Here is a 16,122-nt window from a genome sequence, read left to right on the forward strand (position 1 = left end):
GCCGGGGGTTCCTGGGCCATATGCCCGTGCCGACCCCTGGATGTGCCGTGCCCCGGTTCAGCGTCATCGTGCCCGCGTACAAGGTCCAGGCCTACCTCCAGGAGAGTCTGGACTCGGTCCTGACGCAGTCGTACCCGGATCTTGAGCTGATCGCGGTCGACGACGCCTCTCCGGACGCCTGCGGGTCGATCATCGACGAGTACGCGGCACGTGACCCCCGGGTGACGGCCGTCCACCTGGCGCACAACCTGGGCCTGGGGCCGGCCCGCAACGCGGGCCTGGCGCGGGCGAGCGGCGACTACCTGATCTTCCTCGACGGCGACGACACCCTCGCCCCCGGCGCCCTGCAGGCCATCACCGACCGGCTGAAGGCCACCGGCTCCCCCGATGTCCTGGTCTACGACTACGCGCGCGCTTTCTGGTCGGGCGAACGCGTACGCAACAGCCTCTCCCACCGGCTGTCCGAGGAGGGCCCGGCCAGCTTCCGCCTGGCCGACCGCCCGGCCCTCCTCGGCATGCTGCTGGTGGTCTGGAACAAGGCTTACCGCCGCGAGTACGTGGAGCGCGAGGGCCTCGCGTTCCCGCCCGGCTTCTACGAGGACACCCCCTGGACCTACCCGGCCCTGCTGGCCGCGGAGTCCGTCGCCGTCCTGGACCGGGTCTGCGTCCACTACCGGCAGCGGCGCACCGGCTCGATCCTGACCACCACCAGCCGCCGCCACCTCGACATCTTCGACCAGTACGACCGGGTCTTCGGCTACCTCGCCGGCCGCCCCGAGCTGGAGCGCTGGCGCCCCACCCTGCACCGCCGGATGGCCGAGCACTTCTGCGCCCTGTACGCCGACCCGCGCCGCCTCCCGCGCGCCGCCCGGGCCGAGTTCTTCGCCCGGGCCTGCGCCCTGCTGCGCCGCTATCGCGTCCCCGGCGGCAGCAGCCCCCTGCCGCTGTCCCTGCCGCTGTCCCTCTCGCGGACCGACCGGGTCCGGCACACCCTGATGCGGCTGGGCACCCGGCGCGCCTACCGGCTGCTGTCGGCGCTGCGCTCGGCCGGACTGGCGCTGGGCCGCGCGGCCTCGGCCCTGTGGCGGGGCCTGCGCGAAACGGCCCTGCGCCTGCACTACCGGACCCAGCGCCTCCTGCCCCTGCGCCCGGAGCTCGCGGTCTTCTCCGCGTACTGGCACGGCGGCTACGCCTGCAACCCGGCGGCGATCGAGGCCAAACTGCGGGAGCTCGCGCCGCAGATGCGCACGGCATGGATCTGCGCCCCGGAACACGCCTCGACCCTGCCCCGCGAGACGACGGCGCTGCGCCCGGGCTCGGCGGCGTACTGGACCGCCCTGGCCCGGGCCACCTACCTGGTCACGAACGTCAACTTCGACCGCACCCTGGTCAAGCGCCCGGGCCAGGTCCTCGTCCAGACCCAGCACGGCACCCCGCTCAAGCGCGTGGGCCTCGACCTCCAGGACCGCCCCGCGGCCAGCCCGACGACGGACTTCGCGGGCCTGCTGCGCGGCGCCGACCAGTGGGACTACCTGCTCTCCTCGAACCGGCACTCCACCCTGGTGTGGGAGAAGGCCGTCCCGTCCTCGTACACGACGCTGGAGTACGGCTACCCGCGCAACGACGTCTTCCACCGGGCGGGCCCGGCCGAGGTGCTGGAGCTGCGCGAACGCCTGGGCATCCCGGCGGGCTCGACGGCCGTCCTGTACGCGCCCACGCACCGCGACTACCGGCGCAGCCGGCCGGAGCACCTGGACTTCGAGCGGGTGCTGCGGGACCTGGGCCCGCGCTTCACGATCCTGGCCCGCACCCACCTCACGTACGCGGACGTCCCGCCCTCCCCGGACACGCACCCGCGCCTGATCGACGTCTCCTCCTACCCCTCGGTGGAGGAGCTCTGCCTGGCCTCGGACGCGCTGGTGACGGACTACTCGTCCCTGATGTTCGACTACGCGGCGCTGGACCGGCCGATCGTGATCCACGCGGACGACTGGGAGGCGTACGAGGCGGCCCGGGGCACGTACTTCGACCTGCGGTCGTGCCCGCCGGGCGCGATCGCCCGGACCGAGGACGAGCTGGTGGACATCTTCGGCACGGGCCACTGGCAGGGCTCGCGCTCCGCGCAGCTGCGGGCGGCGTTCCGCGCGCGCTTCTGCTCGCACGACGACGGCCACGCGGCGGAGCGCGTGGTGCGCCGGGTCTTCCTCGGGCAGACGGCCCCGATCCCGGCGGTCATCCCCCTGGAGGACCGCCGTCCCACTCCCGCGGCTCCCCCGCCGGCGCCGGTCCTGGCTCCCGTCCGGCCTTAGGCGCATCAACGTAGCCGCAGAAAGCGCCCTCCTGCTCCATCCGCTTGCGCTCGGCCACCCGCTCCTCAACACTGCGCCTGCGTAGCACCCCAGGCCCCCTCACCTGCGATTCCGTTCACTGCCCACACTCTGCCGGAGAATCGCATCGGTACACACTTACCGCCGAACAGACCACCCTGCCCCTGCTGCTGTCACCCGATCAGCGGCTAGGCTGAAAGAGCTCAGCGGACGTCGAATGGCACGGGGGACGCATCAAGGAACGACCAAGACTGATTCTCCCTGCCATGGCAGGTCCATTCCTGCAAATAGGTTCCCCGTGGGGGCGCGGTAAGACTCGGGTTATGTGCGTCCAGGCATCGGAGCGCGCCCGCGGAGCGCCTGATCCTGAAGCCGAATCCTTCCGGGTGGGGTTCGATCTTCCAGAACTGATAGCTGGTCTCCGCGTCGCACTCAGCCGTGTGAACCCTTTCCGCTCCGGCTTTCCAGTGGTCGCTGCCTTCCAGGCATAGTCCCGTGCTGCGCACCTCAATCTGGAACTGGCTGCCTCTGGGCCGGAAGCGGAACTGCTGGCTCTCCGCGTTACGGTCGGGCTCAAGGACCGGTACTCCACCAACCACCAGGTCGTCATTGACGCGGATACCCGCCTGGTCGTCGTGGTCGGTGAGCCTTTGCCCGGCAATCGCAACGACTGCCGGGCATGGGAGGAGTCCGGCGCGAAGGCCGCCGTGGGCAGGACCCTCACGATGGCCGACGGCGGCTACGGCGTCCGACACGCCATGCTCGGCATCGCCCGACTGCACAACCTCGCTCTCACGGGACAGCTTCTGCCGCATACGAGACCTGAGAGGTCCCCGGGAGACGGCTCCCCCTCGCAGTCTCGGAGGGGAATCAGGCGAGGCAGAACTCGTTGCCCTCGATGTCCTGCATCGTGATGCACGACTCGTTGACGCCATCGGCGCGCTGCGTCAGCACGTGTTTCGCGCCGAGCGCCATCAGCCGTGCGCATTCGGCCTCGAGTGTGGCCAGACGCTCGTCACCCACGAGCCCTGTGCCGACCCGCACATCAAGATGAACCCGGTTCTTGACGACCTTGCCTTCGGGAACTCGCTGGAAGAGCAGACGCGGGCCCACACCCGAGGGATCAGCGCACGCGAAGTAGACCTCGTCCTCAGGCGGCAGCGAGTGGTGGTATTCCTCCCACGTGGCAAAGCCGTCCGGGACTGTCGGTACGACGTACCCCAGCACCTCGCACCAGAAGGCGGCGAGGCGCGCAGGTTCCGCGCAGTCGAAGGTCACTTGGAACTGCTTGATCGTTGACATCGGCGCACGATAACAGGGGCCCCGCTCATCCCCCCGGGCGGGTGGATCCACACGTTGCCGGGAGGACGGCCCCTGCTGTCCTGTCCCTGCGGCCCGGATGGTTGTGCGCGAGGTATCGGCGGAGGACGTCGACCTGGAGCACGTCAATGCGGTCGGCATCCGGGAGCAGGGGGCCTTGGGACACCTGTGGCCGGTCCGGACCTCGGCCACGTCCAAGTGCTTGGCCTGGGGCAGATACGGAGGCCTGCCAGATCCAGGGGCAGGGGTGGCCTGGGCGACACGCGACCTGGGCGCTCGGGTCACGACTGGGGTGGTCGCAAGGCGCCGGCGATGACGGTGGTCACCATCCTGCGGACGGCGGCGCTCTGTGGTGGGGCGCTTGTCCGATCGGCGAACAGCAGGTGCCCGGCCCCGACGAGGGTGGGGGCGAGCGTGTCGATGTCGGCGTTACCGGCCAGACGCCCCAACTCCCGCTCGGCAGTGAGGTATGCGGCGATCATGGCGGCGCCGTGCACGGCCAGCGGGATGCCGGTCAGACCGGCCTCGCGCAGCCGGGCGCGGAGGCCGTCACGGAAGGTGATGAGCGCGACGATCGCTACCGTGACCGGCCCGAACAGGTCCTGCAGCGCGTCGGCAAGGTTGTCCACCACGCTCCCGGTGCCGGCGGCCGCGCGCAAAGTCGTGGTCCGGTCCTCGATGCCGCGGACGCGCTCGAGGACCAGTTCTGCCAGGAAAGCGTCGAAGTCGCTGAAGTGCCGGTGCAGCACACCCTTGGCGCAGTTCGCCTCCTCCGTGACGGCCCGGCTGGTCAACGCGTCGGGACCGTCCCGAAGCAGGACGCGCTCGGCGGCTTCGAACAACTGGCCGCGCACGTTGTGGATGTGCACCCCTGACGGCATTGTCTCCCTTTCTGCGCCGCCCCGCCTTAACAAGTGGGCAACCGCCCATTAGTGTGGGCGCATGCCCACTTTATCGCAGGGACAGCCGGACAAGTCCGGCCCCGATCCCCACCGCCACCGGCAGACGGCCGAGTCGTTCGGAGCGGACGCCGAACGCTACGACCGCGCCCGACCGCCATATCCTGACGCCCTGGTGGACAGGATCGTCGCGGCAAGCCCCGGTCGGCGCATCCTCGACGTCGGAGCCGGGACCGGCATCGAGGCCCGGCAATTCCAGGCGGCCGGCTGCATGGTGCTCGGTGTCGAGCCCGACGAGCGGATGGCCGCCTTCGCGCGACACAGCCGTGTCGAGGTCGAGGTCGCCAGGTTCGAGGACTGGCAGCCGGCCGGGCGGCAGTTCGACGCGGTCATCGCCGGCACCGCCTGGCACTGGGTGGACCCCGTCGCCGGCGCGGCCAAAGCGGCTCAGGTGCTCCGGCCCGGCGGCCGACTCGCCCCCTTCCACCACGTCCCCCAGCTCCCGGCCCAGGTGATCGATGCCCTCGCCGAAACACTCCAACGCGTCGCCCCCGATTCCCCGTTCAACCCCGGCCTGCTGAGAGGCTCGGCCCTGGACGCCTACCAGCCACTGTTCGCGAAAATCGCCGACGGCATCCGGCAGACCGGCAGGTTCAGCGAGCCGGAACAGTGGCGCTTCACCTGGGAACGCACCTACTCCCGAGAGGAGTGGCTCGACCAGCTCCCCACCTTCGGCGGCCTCACCCAACTCCCCGCAGACAAAATGGCGGACGTCCTGGACAGCGCCGGGTCCGCGATCGACAAGCTCGGCGGCCACGCCACCATGCCCTACACATCCGTCGTGATCACCTCTACCCGCTCCCATACGGCCTGACCGCCGCAAACGTGGGGCGTCGCCGGGCGCGAGCAGACTGGCGAACTCGGCGACGTCCCCAGGGAGGCGGGTAGGACGTGCAAGCGGGGAAGGTTCCCCGACTTCTTGCCGCCGGGCCTCGGCGGGCCCGGCACCTCCGCGTCGACCAGGGGACTTCCGCGATGAGCACCCTAAAGGCGGCTGCCTGCGGATAAGCGGGACATCGACGGCCGACCTGTCCCACTCAACCGTAGACACCGCAGGTCAGAACCTCACCCCGCCCACACTTATCTGGGACAGGACACCTGCCATCCGCTGCTGTGTCGTGCGGTCACAGGGGTGAACCGAGGTCGGCGCCTCCCCCGAAGGGTGGGACCCAGGATCCGATCTCGGCCGACCACTCTCGTGCCAGAGATCAGTTACGGGACAGCCCTTGGGCTCCGGCTCCCGCGTCACCGGGGCCGGAGCTCGCCTTCAGGCCCGCCACCACCTGGTGGGCCAGCACATCGAGGTGGTTGCCGGTCACCGCGTCCCGGACGACCACCTGGCGCCAGTAGAGCGGGCCGATCAGCAGGTCGAGGGCGTGGGCCGGGTCGATGCCCGCCGGGAGTTCCCCGCGGGCGACCGCGTCCGAGACGATCCCCTCCGCCATGCGGCGCTGCCCGTCGAGCAGCGCGCCGCGTACCGCGTCCGCGATCTCCGGGTTCCGCGCCGCCTCCACGAGCAGGTCGGGGATCACCGCGGAGGCCACCGGGTGCCGCAGCACGTGTGACATGACCTCCAGCAGGGCCCGTACGTCCCCGTACAGGGAGCCGGTCGCGGGCACCGGCAGGCCGTCCACCGCGAAGGCCCCCACCAGGTCCAGCACCAGGTGCAGCTTCGACTTCCACCGCCGGTAGACCGCGGTCTTGCCGACCCCCGCCCGCCGGGCGATGCCCTCGATCGACATCTTCGAGAAGCCGACCGCGGCCAGTTCCTCCACCACCGCGTCGCGGATCGCCTCGGTCACGTCCGCGCGCAGGACGGCGGCCCCGGCGGGGGCTCTGCGGGCGGCGGCGGGGGCGGAAACGGGGGCGGCGGGGTCCGGGGTCATGCAGAGAGCATAGCCGCGCCCCGTCACGACGATACGGTTGCGTTCCGACGCAGCACGACCTAACCTCGCCGTAGCGACGATACGGACCCGTCCCGACCTTGGCAGTGACGTACTGACCCCGTCGAAAGCGAACCCTGTGACCACCGCGACCGCCCCCACGACCGAGCCCGCGCCCTCCGCGGAACTCGCGCGACTCGCCGCCGCCCACGGCCTCACCCTCAGCGGCGCCCGCCCCACGCTCCCCCGCTACATCGCGGAACTCTGGGACCGCCGCCACTTCGTGACCGCGTACGCGACCGCCCGCATGCAGGCCACGTACAGCACCGCCAAGCTCGGCCAGCTCTGGCACCTGGTGACCCCGCTCCTCAACGCGGCCGTCTACTACTTCATCTTCGGCATCGTGATGAAGGCCAGCCACGGCGTGCCGGACTACGTGCCCTTCCTGATCACCGGCATCTTCGTCTGGGACTTCATCGGCAGCTCCATCAACGCCGGCACGCGCTCCGTCCACAGCAACCGCGGCCTGGTCCGCGCGCTGCACTTCCCGCGCGCCAGCCTGCCCATCTCCACCGTCGTCCAGCTCTTCCAGCAGCTGCTCGTCACCATGGGCGCCCTGGTCATCCTGCTGCTGGCCTTCGGCCAGCGGCCCGCCTGGTCCTGGTTCCTGGCCGTCCCGGCCCTGACGCTGATGGCCGTCTTCGCCGCCGGCTGCGCGATGGTCATGGCGCGCATCGGCAGCAAGAACCCGGACGTCAGCCAGCTGATGCCCTTCGTCCTGCGCACCTGGATGTACTCCTCGGGCGTCATGTGGTCCATCGACCAGATGCTCACGTCGGACCAGCTGCCGCACCACTGGATGCTGACACTGCTGAAGCTCAATCCCGCCGCCGTCTACATCGACCTGATGCGCTTCGCGCTGATCGACAGCTTCCAGGCGCACTCGCTCCCGCCCCACGCGTGGCCCCTGGCCATCGGCTGGGCCCTGCTGGCCGGCGTCGGCGGCTTCATCTGGTTCTGGAAAGCAGAAGAGGAGTACGGACGTGGCTGACACCGCCCCGAAGACCGACACCCGGGTACCGACCGTCATCGCCGACGGGGTCCACGTCATCTACAAGGTCCACGGCACCGGCGCCCGCAAGGGCGGAGCCACCGCCGCGCTCAGCCGGGTCTTCTCCCGCAAGCCGGCTCCCGGCATCAAGGAGGTGCACGCCGTCAAGGGCGTCACCTTCACCGCGTACAAGGGCGAGGCCATCGGCCTCATCGGCTCCAACGGTTCCGGCAAGTCCACCTTGCTGGCCGCCATCGCCGGACTCCAGCCGGTGGCCCGCGGCCGGATCTACTCGCACGGCCAGCCGTCCCTGCTCGGCGTGAACGCCGCCCTGATGAACGACCTGACGGGCGAGCGCAACGTCGTCCTCGGCGGCCTCGCGATGGGCATGTCCAAGCAGCAGATCCGCGAGCGCTACCAGGGGATCGTCGACTTCTCCGGCATCAACGAGAAGGGCGACTTCATCTCCCTGCCCATGCGGACGTACTCCTCCGGCATGGGCGCCCGGCTGCGGTTCTCCATCGCCGCCGCCAAGGACCACGACGTGCTGATGATCGACGAGGCCCTGGCCACCGGTGACGCCGCCTTCCAGCGGCGGAGCCAGGCCCGCATCGAGGAACTCCGCAAGCACGCCGGCACCGTCTTCCTCGTCAGCCACGGCATCAACACGGTCCGCGAGACCTGCGACCGCGCGATCTGGCTGGAGGCCGGAGTGCTCCGCATGGACGGCCCCTCGGCAGAAGTCTGCGACGCCTACGAGGCCTTCACGGCGGGCCGCTGACCTTTCCCGGGCTCCGCCCGGGGGCCCGGGGGCAGCGGGCCCCCAACGGGCCGGGCCCGGGACCACAAGGTCCCGGGCCCGGCCCGTTCCGTACGACCCCGCGATCAGCTGTGCGCGCGCAACAGCGACCGCATCGTCCGCATCGCCACCGACAGGTTCGCCAGGTCGAAGTCGTCCGACCCCTGGATCTCGTCCAGAGTCGTCCGCGCCCGCCCGATGATGGCCGCGTTCTTCTCCTCCCACGCCTTGAAGCGCTCCTCGGGAGTCGACGTGCCGTTGCCCACCGACAGCACGTCCGCGGTCAGCGCCGCGTGCGCCGCGAAGAGGTCCTCGCGGATGGAGGCGCGGGCCATCGACTGCCAGCGGTCGGACCGCGGCAGCTCGATGATCCGGTCCATCAGCTGGGTGATGGCCAGACGGTCGGCGAGGTCGTAGTACACCTCGGCGACCTCCAGCGGGTCCGCACCCGTGCGGTCCGCGATCGCGACGATGTCCAGCGCCGGGAAGGCGGAGGAGAAGCCGGCCACCTTGGCGGCCAGTTCCTCCGGGACGCCCTCGCCCGTCAGCTCGTCCAGGATCGACTGGTACCACTCCAGGTCGGCGCCGCGCACCAGCTTCGGCAGCTCGGCCCAGACCTGGCCCACGCGCTCCTCGAAGGAGGCGATGGTCTCGGTGATCTGGAGCGGCTGCGGCCGGTTGTTCAGCAGCCAGCGGGTACCGCGCTCGACCAGGCGCCGCGAGTGCAGCCGCACCCGGGTCTGGACGTCGGCGGCGACCTTGTTGTCGAGCGCCTCCACCGCGTCCCACACATCGGCCAGGCCGAAGATCTCGCGGGCCGCGAGCTGCGCGCGGACGATCTCCTCCGTGGAGGCCCCGCTCTCCTCGCGCAGACGGTGCAGGAAGGTCGAACCACCGGTGTTGACGGTGTCGTTGACCAGGATGGTGGTGATGATCTCCCGGCGCAGCGCGTGCGTGTCGATCTGCTCGGTGAGCCGCTCGGCCAGGGCGGCCGGGAAGTACGCGAAGAGCAGACGGCGCAGGTACGGGTCGTCCGGCAGCTCGGTGGCGATGAGCTCGTCCGCCACCGTGATCTTGGTGTAGGCGAAGAGCACGGCCAGCTCGGGCTGGGTCAGACCCTTGCCGCTGCTCAGCAGCTCGCGGATCTGCCGGTCGGTGGGCAGGAACTCCAGCGCCCGGTCGAGGAGCCCGTCGCGCTCCAGCCGCCGCATGTAGCGCTGCTGGGCGTGGAGCAGGCTCGGGGCCTGGGCCGCGCCGTTGGCGAGCGCGACGTTCTGCGCGTAGTTGTTGCGCAGCACCAGACGGCCGACCTCGTCGGTCATCTGGGCGAGCAGCTTGTTGCGCTGCTTGACGGTCATGTCGCCGTCCGTGACGACCGCGTTGAGCAGGATCTTGATGTTCACCTCGTGGTCGGAGGTGTCCACGCCCGCGCTGTTGTCGATGGCGTCGGTGTTGACCTTGCCGCCCTCGCCGCCCGCACCGGTGCGGGCGAACTCGATCCGGCCGAGCTGGGTCAGACCCAGGTTGCCGCCCTCGCCGATGACCTTGGCCCGCACGTCGGAGCCGTTGACGCGGATGGCGTCGTTGGCCTTGTCGCCGACGTCCGCGTGCGTCTCGGCGGTGGCCTTGACGTACGTACCGATGCCGCCGTTCCACAGCAGGTCCACGGGGGACTGCAGGATCGCCTTCATCAGGTCGGCGGGGGTCATCTTGGTGACGCCCGCCTCGATGCCGAGGGCCTCACGGACCTGCGCGGTGATCGGGACGGCCTTCGCGGAACGCGGGTGGATACCACCGCCCGCCGAGATCAGCGAGGTGTCGTAGTCGGCCCACGAGGAGCGCGGCAGCTCGAACAGGCGCCGGCGCTCCGCGTAGGAGGTGGCCGCGTCCGGGTGCGGGTCGATGAAGATGTGCCGGTGGTCGAAGGCGGCGACCAGGCGGATGTGCTCGGAGAGCAGCATGCCGTTGCCGAACACGTCACCGGACATGTCACCGACGCCGACGACGGTGAAGTCCTCGGTCTGGGTGTCGTGGCCCAGCTCGCGGAAGTGCCGCTTGACGGACTCCCACGCGCCGCGTGCGGTGATGCCCATGCCCTTGTGGTCGTAGCCGGCCGAGCCGCCCGACGCGAAGGCGTCGCCGAGCCAGAAGCCGTAGGACTCGGCCACTCCGTTGGCGATGTCGGAGAAGGTCGCGGTGCCCTTGTCGGCTGCGACGACAAGGTAGGTGTCGTCCTCGTCGTGGCGGACCACGCCCTTCGGGGGCACGACCTCACCGGCGACCATGTTGTCGGTGATGTCGAGCAGCGCCGAGATGAAGATCTTGTACGAGGCGATGCCCTCGGCGAGCCAGGCGTCACGGTCCACCGACGGGTCGGGGAGGTTCTTCGCGACGAAGCCGCCCTTGGCGCCGACCGGCACGATCACGGTGTTCTTGACCATCTGCGCCTTGACCAGGCCGAGGATCTCCGTACGGAAGTCCTCGCGGCGGTCGGACCAGCGCAGACCGCCTCGGGCGACCTTGCCGAAGCGCAGGTGGACGCCCTCGACGCGCGGGGAGTAGACCCAGATCTCGAAGGCCGGACGCGGGGCCGGCAGGTCCGGGATGGCCTGCGGGTCGAACTTCATCGACACGTACGAGTGCTGCTCGCCCACGCCGTTGAGCTGGAAGAAGTTCGTGCGCAGCGTGGCCTTGATGAGGGTGAGGAAGGCCCGCAGGATGCGGTCCTCGTCGAGCGAGGCGACCTGGTCCAGGGCCCCGTCGAGCTCCTCCAGCATGGCGTCCACGAGCTCGCTGCCGGCGGTCTGGCGCACGGGCGCCATCCGGGCCTCGAAGAGCGAGACCAGCAGTCGGGTGGTGTGGACGTTGTTGCGGAGAGTGTCCTCCATGTAGTCCTGGCTGAAGGTGGAGCCGGCCTGGCGCAGGTACTTGGCGTACGCGCGCAGGACGACGGCCTGCCGCCAGGTGATCCCGGCGCTCAGCACCAGGGCGTTGAAGTTGTCGTTCTCCGCGTCGCCCTGCCAGACCGCGGCGAAGGCGTCCTGGAAGCGCTCGCGGGCGTCGTCGCCGAGGTGGTTGTCCCCGTTGCCGGAGACGGGCATCCGCAGACCGAAGTCGTAGATCCAGGCGCTGACCCGGTCGGAGCGGCGCAGCTCGTACGGGCGCTCGTCGGTGACCTCGACGCCCAGGCGCTGCAGCACCGGCAGGACCGCGGAGAGCGAGACCTGGTCGCCGGTACGGAAGATCTTGAACCGGCGCTCGCCGGGGCCCGCGCCGACGGGCTCGTAGAGCGAGAGCGCGAACTGGCGGTCGCTGGCGGCGAGCCGCTCCAGGTGGACCAGGTCGGCGACGGCCGCGCGCGGCGAGTGGTCGGCCTTGTAGCCCTCGGCGAAGGAGGTGCCGTAGCGGCGCAGCAGCTCGGCGGCGCGCTCCTCGCCGCACTCGGCGATCAGCGCTTCCTGGAAGCCGTCGGCCCAGGAGCGGGCGGCCTCGACGAGACGGCCCTCGATGCGCTCTACGTCGGAGTCGGTCAGCGCGGGCAGCTCGGTGCCCTGCGGGACGCGGACGACGAAGTGGATGCGGGAGAGGATCGACTCGGTGTTCCACGCGGTGAAGTCGACGCTGATGCCGCCGAGCTCCTCGCGGAGGATGTCCATCAGGCGCAGCCGCACCCCGGTGGTGAACCGGTCGCGGGGCAGGTAGACGAGCGCCGAGTAGTAGCGGCCGTACTCGTCCTGGCGCAGGTACAGCCGCAGCCGGCGGCGTTCCTGGAGGTACAGGACGGAGGTGACGATGGCCTGGAGCTGGTCGACCGGGGTCTGGAACAGCTCGTCGCGCGGGTACGTCTCCAGGATCTGCAGCAGGTCGCGGCCGTCGTGGCTGCTCGGCGCGAAGCCGGCGGCGTCGAGGACCTCGACGACCTTGCGGCGGATCACCGGGACGCGGCGCACGGACTCGGTGTACGCGGCGGAGGAGAACAGGCCGAGGAAGCGGCGCTCGCCGACGACGTTGCCGTCGGCGTCGAACTTCTTGACGCCCACGTAGTCGAGGTACGAGGGGCGGTGCACGGTGGAGCGGCTGTTGGCCTTGGTCAGCACCAGCAGGCGGTGCTCGCGGGCCTTGGCGCGGGCGTCGGCGGGCAGCCGGTTGAAGGACGGCGAGACCGGGTGGCCGTCGTCCTTGCCGCTGTGGTGCGGGTCGGAGCGCAGGATGCCGAGGCCGGTGCCGGGCACGGCGGCCAGGGAGTCGCCGTCGACGAGGTTGTACTCGCGGTAGCCGAGGAAGGTGAAGTGGTCGTCGGCGAGCCAGCGCAGCAGCTCACGGGCCTCTTCGAGCTCGTACTCGCGCAGGTCGGGGGCGGTGTGCTCCTCGGGGAGACCCTCGGCGATGCGCAGCGCGGCGTCGCGCATCTTCTCCCAGTCCTCGACGGACTCCCGTACGTCGGACAGGACGCGCAGCAGGTCGGCGTTGATCTGCTTGAGGTCGGCGCGGTCGGTCTCGCGGTCGATCTCGACGTGGATCCAGGACTCGACGAGGGAGTCGTGGGGGCGCGCCGTGCGGGGACCGTGGGCATCGCAGTCGGGACCGAGGATCTCGATCAGCTTGCCGGTGACGTCGCGGCGGACCACGACCTGCGGGTGGATCACGACGTGGATGCCGCGGCCCTGGCGGGACAGCTCGTTCGTCACGGAGTCCACGAGGAAGGGCATGTCGTCGGTGACGACCTCGACGACGGAGTGGCTGGAGGTCCAGCCATTCTCCTCCACCGTGGGCGTGTGCACGCGCACGTTCGCGGTGCCCTGCGGCCGGTTCTCGGCGAGCCGGTAGTGCGAGAGCGCGGCTCCGAACACATCGACCGGGTCCCGGTCCACGAGGTCCTCGGGCGCCGTGTGCAGGTAGTAGCGCTGGAGGTAGGAGAGAACGGTGTCCTGGTCTGGACGCTCTCCCCGCTCGGACCCAGTCGGAAGTAGCCCCCCGGCCGGGCTGTGCTCAGCTACCCGGGCCGCCCGTGCGAGCAGCTCGGCCTTTGCTTCGTCCAGCTTGGTCTGCATGTCCTCTGGCTCCTGTCGCGCGCCATTGCGTGACGTAGGTGAAGGAAGGAATGACATAGCGCCGCGAGGCGGGGTGTCCGTCCGGGATCGACGCTATGCCGTCGAGAGAGCCGACCGGGAGGGAATGAGCCATGATCGGCCGAAGGTCCCGGGGGCGGGGATCAGCGAAGGCCCGGGCACGGTCGTGCGCCGGGCGCAGGCCGGAGGCTCCAGTGCCCCCGATGACTATCGCGCTGATCACGGGTACAAGGCTATCCCGACCTACCCCCAGGACGTCATTCGCTGCATCTGTACAAATCTTGGGGTGGAACTTTGACACTCTGGCCAGCGACGTGACCGCCCGTCCGTGCAGCGGCCTGTGCAGTGCCTATCCGGCCAGCTCGCGAGCTGTCAGAACGGCCTCGGCCAGGCTGTCCACGACCGGCACTCCGGCCGATTCCAGACTGCTGCGGCTGTGCGAGCCGCCCGTGTAGAGAACCGCCCGGGCACCCACGTGGGCGGCGGCGAGGGCGTCGTCCACGGCGTCTCCGATGAGGACCGTACGGTCCGCCGTCACGCCCGTCCCGTCCAGGGCGGCCAGGTGGCGTACGAGGTGTCCCGCCTTGGAGGTGTGCGAGGGGCCGATCCGGCCGTCGACGCGCAGGAAGTGCTGGTCGATGCCGTGGGCCCGGACCAGGGGGACGAGCTTGTCGTGGGGCGCGAGGGACAGCAAGGACTGGGTGAGGCCGTCCAGCTGCCAGTCCCGGAGCAGCTCCCGGGCGCCCTCGGCCAGTCCGGCGTCCTCGGCGGCGGCCCAGTAGTGGCGGTGGAAGGTGTCGTCCATGACCAGCCACTCCTCCTCGGTGGGCAGCCGTCCCATGAGCCGCTCGTAGAACTTCGGCACCGGTACGACGTACAGGTCGCGGTAGGTCTCCAGGGTGATCGGCTCGAAGCCGAGCTCGGCGAAGGAGGCGTTGGTCGCGGCTATGACGGCGTCGATGTCGTGCAGGAGCGTGCCGTTCCAGTCCCAGACGATGTGGTTCGTGCGGGTGGTGGCGGTGGCGGCGGTCACGGCGGTCGTGTCGGTCACTTCAGCAGCCCCGGAATCTCCTGCACGCCGAACCACAGCAGCTCGTGGTCCTCTGCGGCGTCGACGGTGCGCTGCGCGTCCGTGTCCCCGCCGTCGGCGGCCTCAAGGGCCCCTGCGGCGGCTGCCACGTCCTCGTCGGCGTCGTCGGCGTCCGCGTGCACGGCGGCGGCCACGGCGAGCCGTACGGCGGCGGCCAGGGTCACCCGGCCGAGCGCGGCCTCGTCGGCCCCGGGGGCGGCGGTGGCGGCCTTGTCGTCGACGTCGAGGGCGACCACGACGCGCCGGCGCGGAGCGCCGGCGTCCGCGGCGACCAGCCGCAGGGAGGCGAGCGCGGCCCGGTTCAGGGCCGCGTACTCCAGCTCCTCGATGTCGTCCGACACGTACCACTCGCGGAGTTCGGGGGTGACGGCGTACGCCAGCAGCGGGGCGGGGCCCAGCTCACCCGCCTGGTGCACCTCGGCGAGCCCGGGGAGGGTCAGGGGGACGTACACGCGCATGGCCGGCTGCTTTCGGTAGTCGGAAACGCCCTCAGGATACGACTCGGACGGGGCCGGGCGGGTGATGGACTCCGTCCCCCTTCGGGGCGCCGGACCGGGGCCCGCGCCCGTCCACCCGGGTCCGCGCACGGGCCCCGCCCGGGGCGGGGGACCGGCCGCCGCCCACCCGGATAGGTGAAGCGGGCCGGTGGCGGCGCGGGCCGCGGGCGTGGTTGCGGAGCGTGTTCGGCAGCCGTAGAAGATCCCCATCAAGTTACCGCCCGGTACCGCTCCGGGCCCGGCCTGTTCGGGGGCAGCTCGCCATGGACACCACGATGCGCGGCACGATGACCGGCAACGACGGCAGCCGCCGGCGGCCCGCGGGCCGGACCCGCACCCGGCCGGCGGGCCGCCGCGACCCGCGGCGCCCGGCCGGTCCCCCGCGCACCCTGCGGCTCGGCCCGCACCACTGGTTCGCCGAACACCTCCTCGCGGTGGTCAGCGGCCTGCGCCCGGTCCACTCGCTCCTCGGCCACACCATCGGCCCCGCCTACCAGCAGCTGATCACCCTGGCCCCGACGGATCCCCTCGGCGACCGTCTCCGCCCGGTCGTCCGCCAGTGTGGCCGCTTCACCCCGGGCCCGGGAGTCATCGAGGCCTTCGCCCGCATCGCCACGGGCGACCGCCTCACCGCCATGGCCTTCCGCCTCGAACAGGGCCCGGACCTCCGCTGGCGCTGCGCAGCAGTGGAGATCCAGGGCCCCCGCCCGTAATGCAGCCCCGCCGGCCCTCGCCGGCCCTCCCCAGCCCTCTCCGGCCCTCTCCGGCCCCTCCCAGCCCCGCCGCACCCTTTCCAGCCCCGCCGTACCCTTTCCGGCCCCGCGACACCCTTTCCAGCCCCGCCGCACCTTTCCAGCCTCGCCGGCGTTTGAGGCGATCTTTCAGCCCCGCCGGCGCGTGAGGCGCTCTTTCAGCCCCGCCGGCGCGTGAGGCGCTCTTTCAGCCTCGCCGGCGTTTGAGGCGCGGGGTCTGGGGCGGAGCCCCAGCAGCGGCGCCGCACACAACGCGGCCGGGGGGGGGGAACCCCCAAGGTTCCCCCCCCCCCACGCGCCCCCCCCCCACCCCCCCGGAAGGGTCCCTTTTCCTTTGCCCCCCCCCTCTCCCCCCCTCTCCCTTCTCCCCTCCCT

12 protein-coding genes and 1 pseudogene are annotated in these 16,122 nt (G+C 71.0%); 6 read left to right on the forward strand and 7 right to left on the reverse strand.

From position 1 onward, the window contains the following. Positions 1–47: 47 nt before the first annotated feature. On the forward strand, positions 48–2,309 hold the full coding sequence (locus ACZ573_RS34760; RefSeq protein ID WP_471312278.1) for a bifunctional glycosyltransferase/CDP-glycerol:glycerophosphate glycerophosphotransferase: 2,262 nt from the start codon (positions 48–50) through the stop codon (positions 2,307–2,309). Between the two features lie 221 nt (positions 2,310–2,530). Here ACZ573_RS34760 and ACZ573_RS34765 read toward each other — a convergent pair whose 3' ends face one another. Continuing rightward, positions 2,531–2,926 (reverse strand): RICIN domain-containing protein, encoded by a 396-nt coding sequence (locus ACZ573_RS34765; protein ID WP_471312318.1) that lies wholly within the window; start codon positions 2,924–2,926, stop codon positions 2,531–2,533. On the opposite strand from ACZ573_RS34765, the pseudogene ACZ573_RS34770 reads away from it, so the two are divergent. Beyond that, a pseudogene (locus tag ACZ573_RS34770) lies at positions 2,909–3,241 on the forward strand (hypothetical protein); the annotation flags it as partial. The gene ACZ573_RS34765 and the pseudogene ACZ573_RS34770 overlap by 18 nt on opposite strands. On the opposite strand, the gene ACZ573_RS34775 reads toward ACZ573_RS34770, so the two are convergent. Both ACZ573_RS34775 and ACZ573_RS34780 read right to left on the reverse strand, forming a co-directional pair. Continuing rightward, entirely contained in the window at positions 3,198–3,629 is a 432-nt protein-coding gene (locus ACZ573_RS34775; RefSeq protein ID WP_471312280.1) for a VOC family protein, read from the reverse strand. The pseudogene ACZ573_RS34770 and the gene ACZ573_RS34775 sit on opposite strands and share 44 nt — an antisense overlap. A 299-nt stretch (positions 3,630–3,928) precedes the next feature. Then, a complete protein-coding gene (locus ACZ573_RS34780) occupies positions 3,929–4,516 on the reverse strand; it encodes a TetR family transcriptional regulator (RefSeq protein ID WP_471312282.1) in 588 nt (195 codons plus the stop codon). Between the two features lie 73 nt (positions 4,517–4,589). Between ACZ573_RS34780 and ACZ573_RS34785 the strand changes: the two genes are divergently transcribed. Beyond that, the gene (locus ACZ573_RS34785; protein ID WP_471312284.1) at positions 4,590–5,420 is read left to right on the forward strand and encodes a class I SAM-dependent methyltransferase; all 831 of its coding nucleotides are present in this window, start codon (positions 4,590–4,592) and stop codon (positions 5,418–5,420) included. A 394-nt stretch (positions 5,421–5,814) separates the two neighbouring features. On the opposite strand, the gene ACZ573_RS34790 is transcribed toward ACZ573_RS34785, so the two are convergent. Then, on the reverse strand, positions 5,815–6,492 hold the full coding sequence (locus ACZ573_RS34790) for a TetR/AcrR family transcriptional regulator (RefSeq protein WP_471312286.1): 678 nt from the start codon (positions 6,490–6,492) through the stop codon (positions 5,815–5,817). A 136-nt stretch (positions 6,493–6,628) separates the two neighbouring features. Between ACZ573_RS34790 and ACZ573_RS34795 the strand changes: the two genes are divergently transcribed. Both ACZ573_RS34795 and ACZ573_RS34800 read left to right on the forward strand, forming a co-directional pair. Beyond that, positions 6,629–7,540, forward strand: a complete 912-nt coding sequence (locus tag ACZ573_RS34795) for an ABC transporter permease (protein ID WP_471312287.1) — start codon at positions 6,629–6,631, stop codon at positions 7,538–7,540. Then, on the forward strand, positions 7,533–8,321 hold the full coding sequence (locus ACZ573_RS34800; RefSeq protein WP_471312289.1) for an ABC transporter ATP-binding protein: 789 nt from the start codon (positions 7,533–7,535) through the stop codon (positions 8,319–8,321). Before ACZ573_RS34795 ends, ACZ573_RS34800 begins: the two co-directional genes overlap by 8 nt. 104 nt (positions 8,322–8,425) lie before the next feature. Here ACZ573_RS34800 and ACZ573_RS34805 read toward each other — a convergent pair whose 3' ends face one another. The 3 genes from ACZ573_RS34805 to ACZ573_RS34815 all read right to left on the reverse strand — a co-directional run bounded on the left by ACZ573_RS34805 (position 8,426) and on the right by ACZ573_RS34815 (position 14,956). Continuing rightward, the gene (locus ACZ573_RS34805; RefSeq protein ID WP_471312291.1) at positions 8,426–13,390 is read right to left on the reverse strand and encodes an NAD-glutamate dehydrogenase; all 4,965 of its coding nucleotides are present in this window, start codon (positions 13,388–13,390) and stop codon (positions 8,426–8,428) included. A gap of 367 nt (positions 13,391–13,757) precedes the next feature. Next, on the reverse strand, positions 13,758–14,459 hold the full coding sequence (locus ACZ573_RS34810) for an HAD family hydrolase (RefSeq protein WP_471312293.1): 702 nt from the start codon (positions 14,457–14,459) through the stop codon (positions 13,758–13,760). After that, positions 14,456–14,956, reverse strand: a complete 501-nt coding sequence (locus tag ACZ573_RS34815) for a DUF6912 family protein (RefSeq protein WP_471312295.1) — start codon at positions 14,954–14,956, stop codon at positions 14,456–14,458. The genes ACZ573_RS34810 and ACZ573_RS34815 overlap by 4 nt, the downstream gene beginning before the upstream one ends. Before the next feature lie 326 nt (positions 14,957–15,282). Here ACZ573_RS34815 and ACZ573_RS34820 point away from each other — a divergent pair, with 326 nt between their 5' ends. Then, on the forward strand, positions 15,283–15,708 hold the full coding sequence (locus ACZ573_RS34820) for an Rv3235 family protein (protein ID WP_471312320.1): 426 nt from the start codon (positions 15,283–15,285) through the stop codon (positions 15,706–15,708). Positions 15,709–16,122: the final 414 nt, after the last annotated feature.

The organism is Streptomyces sp. NPDC040545, from assembly GCF_055595065.1.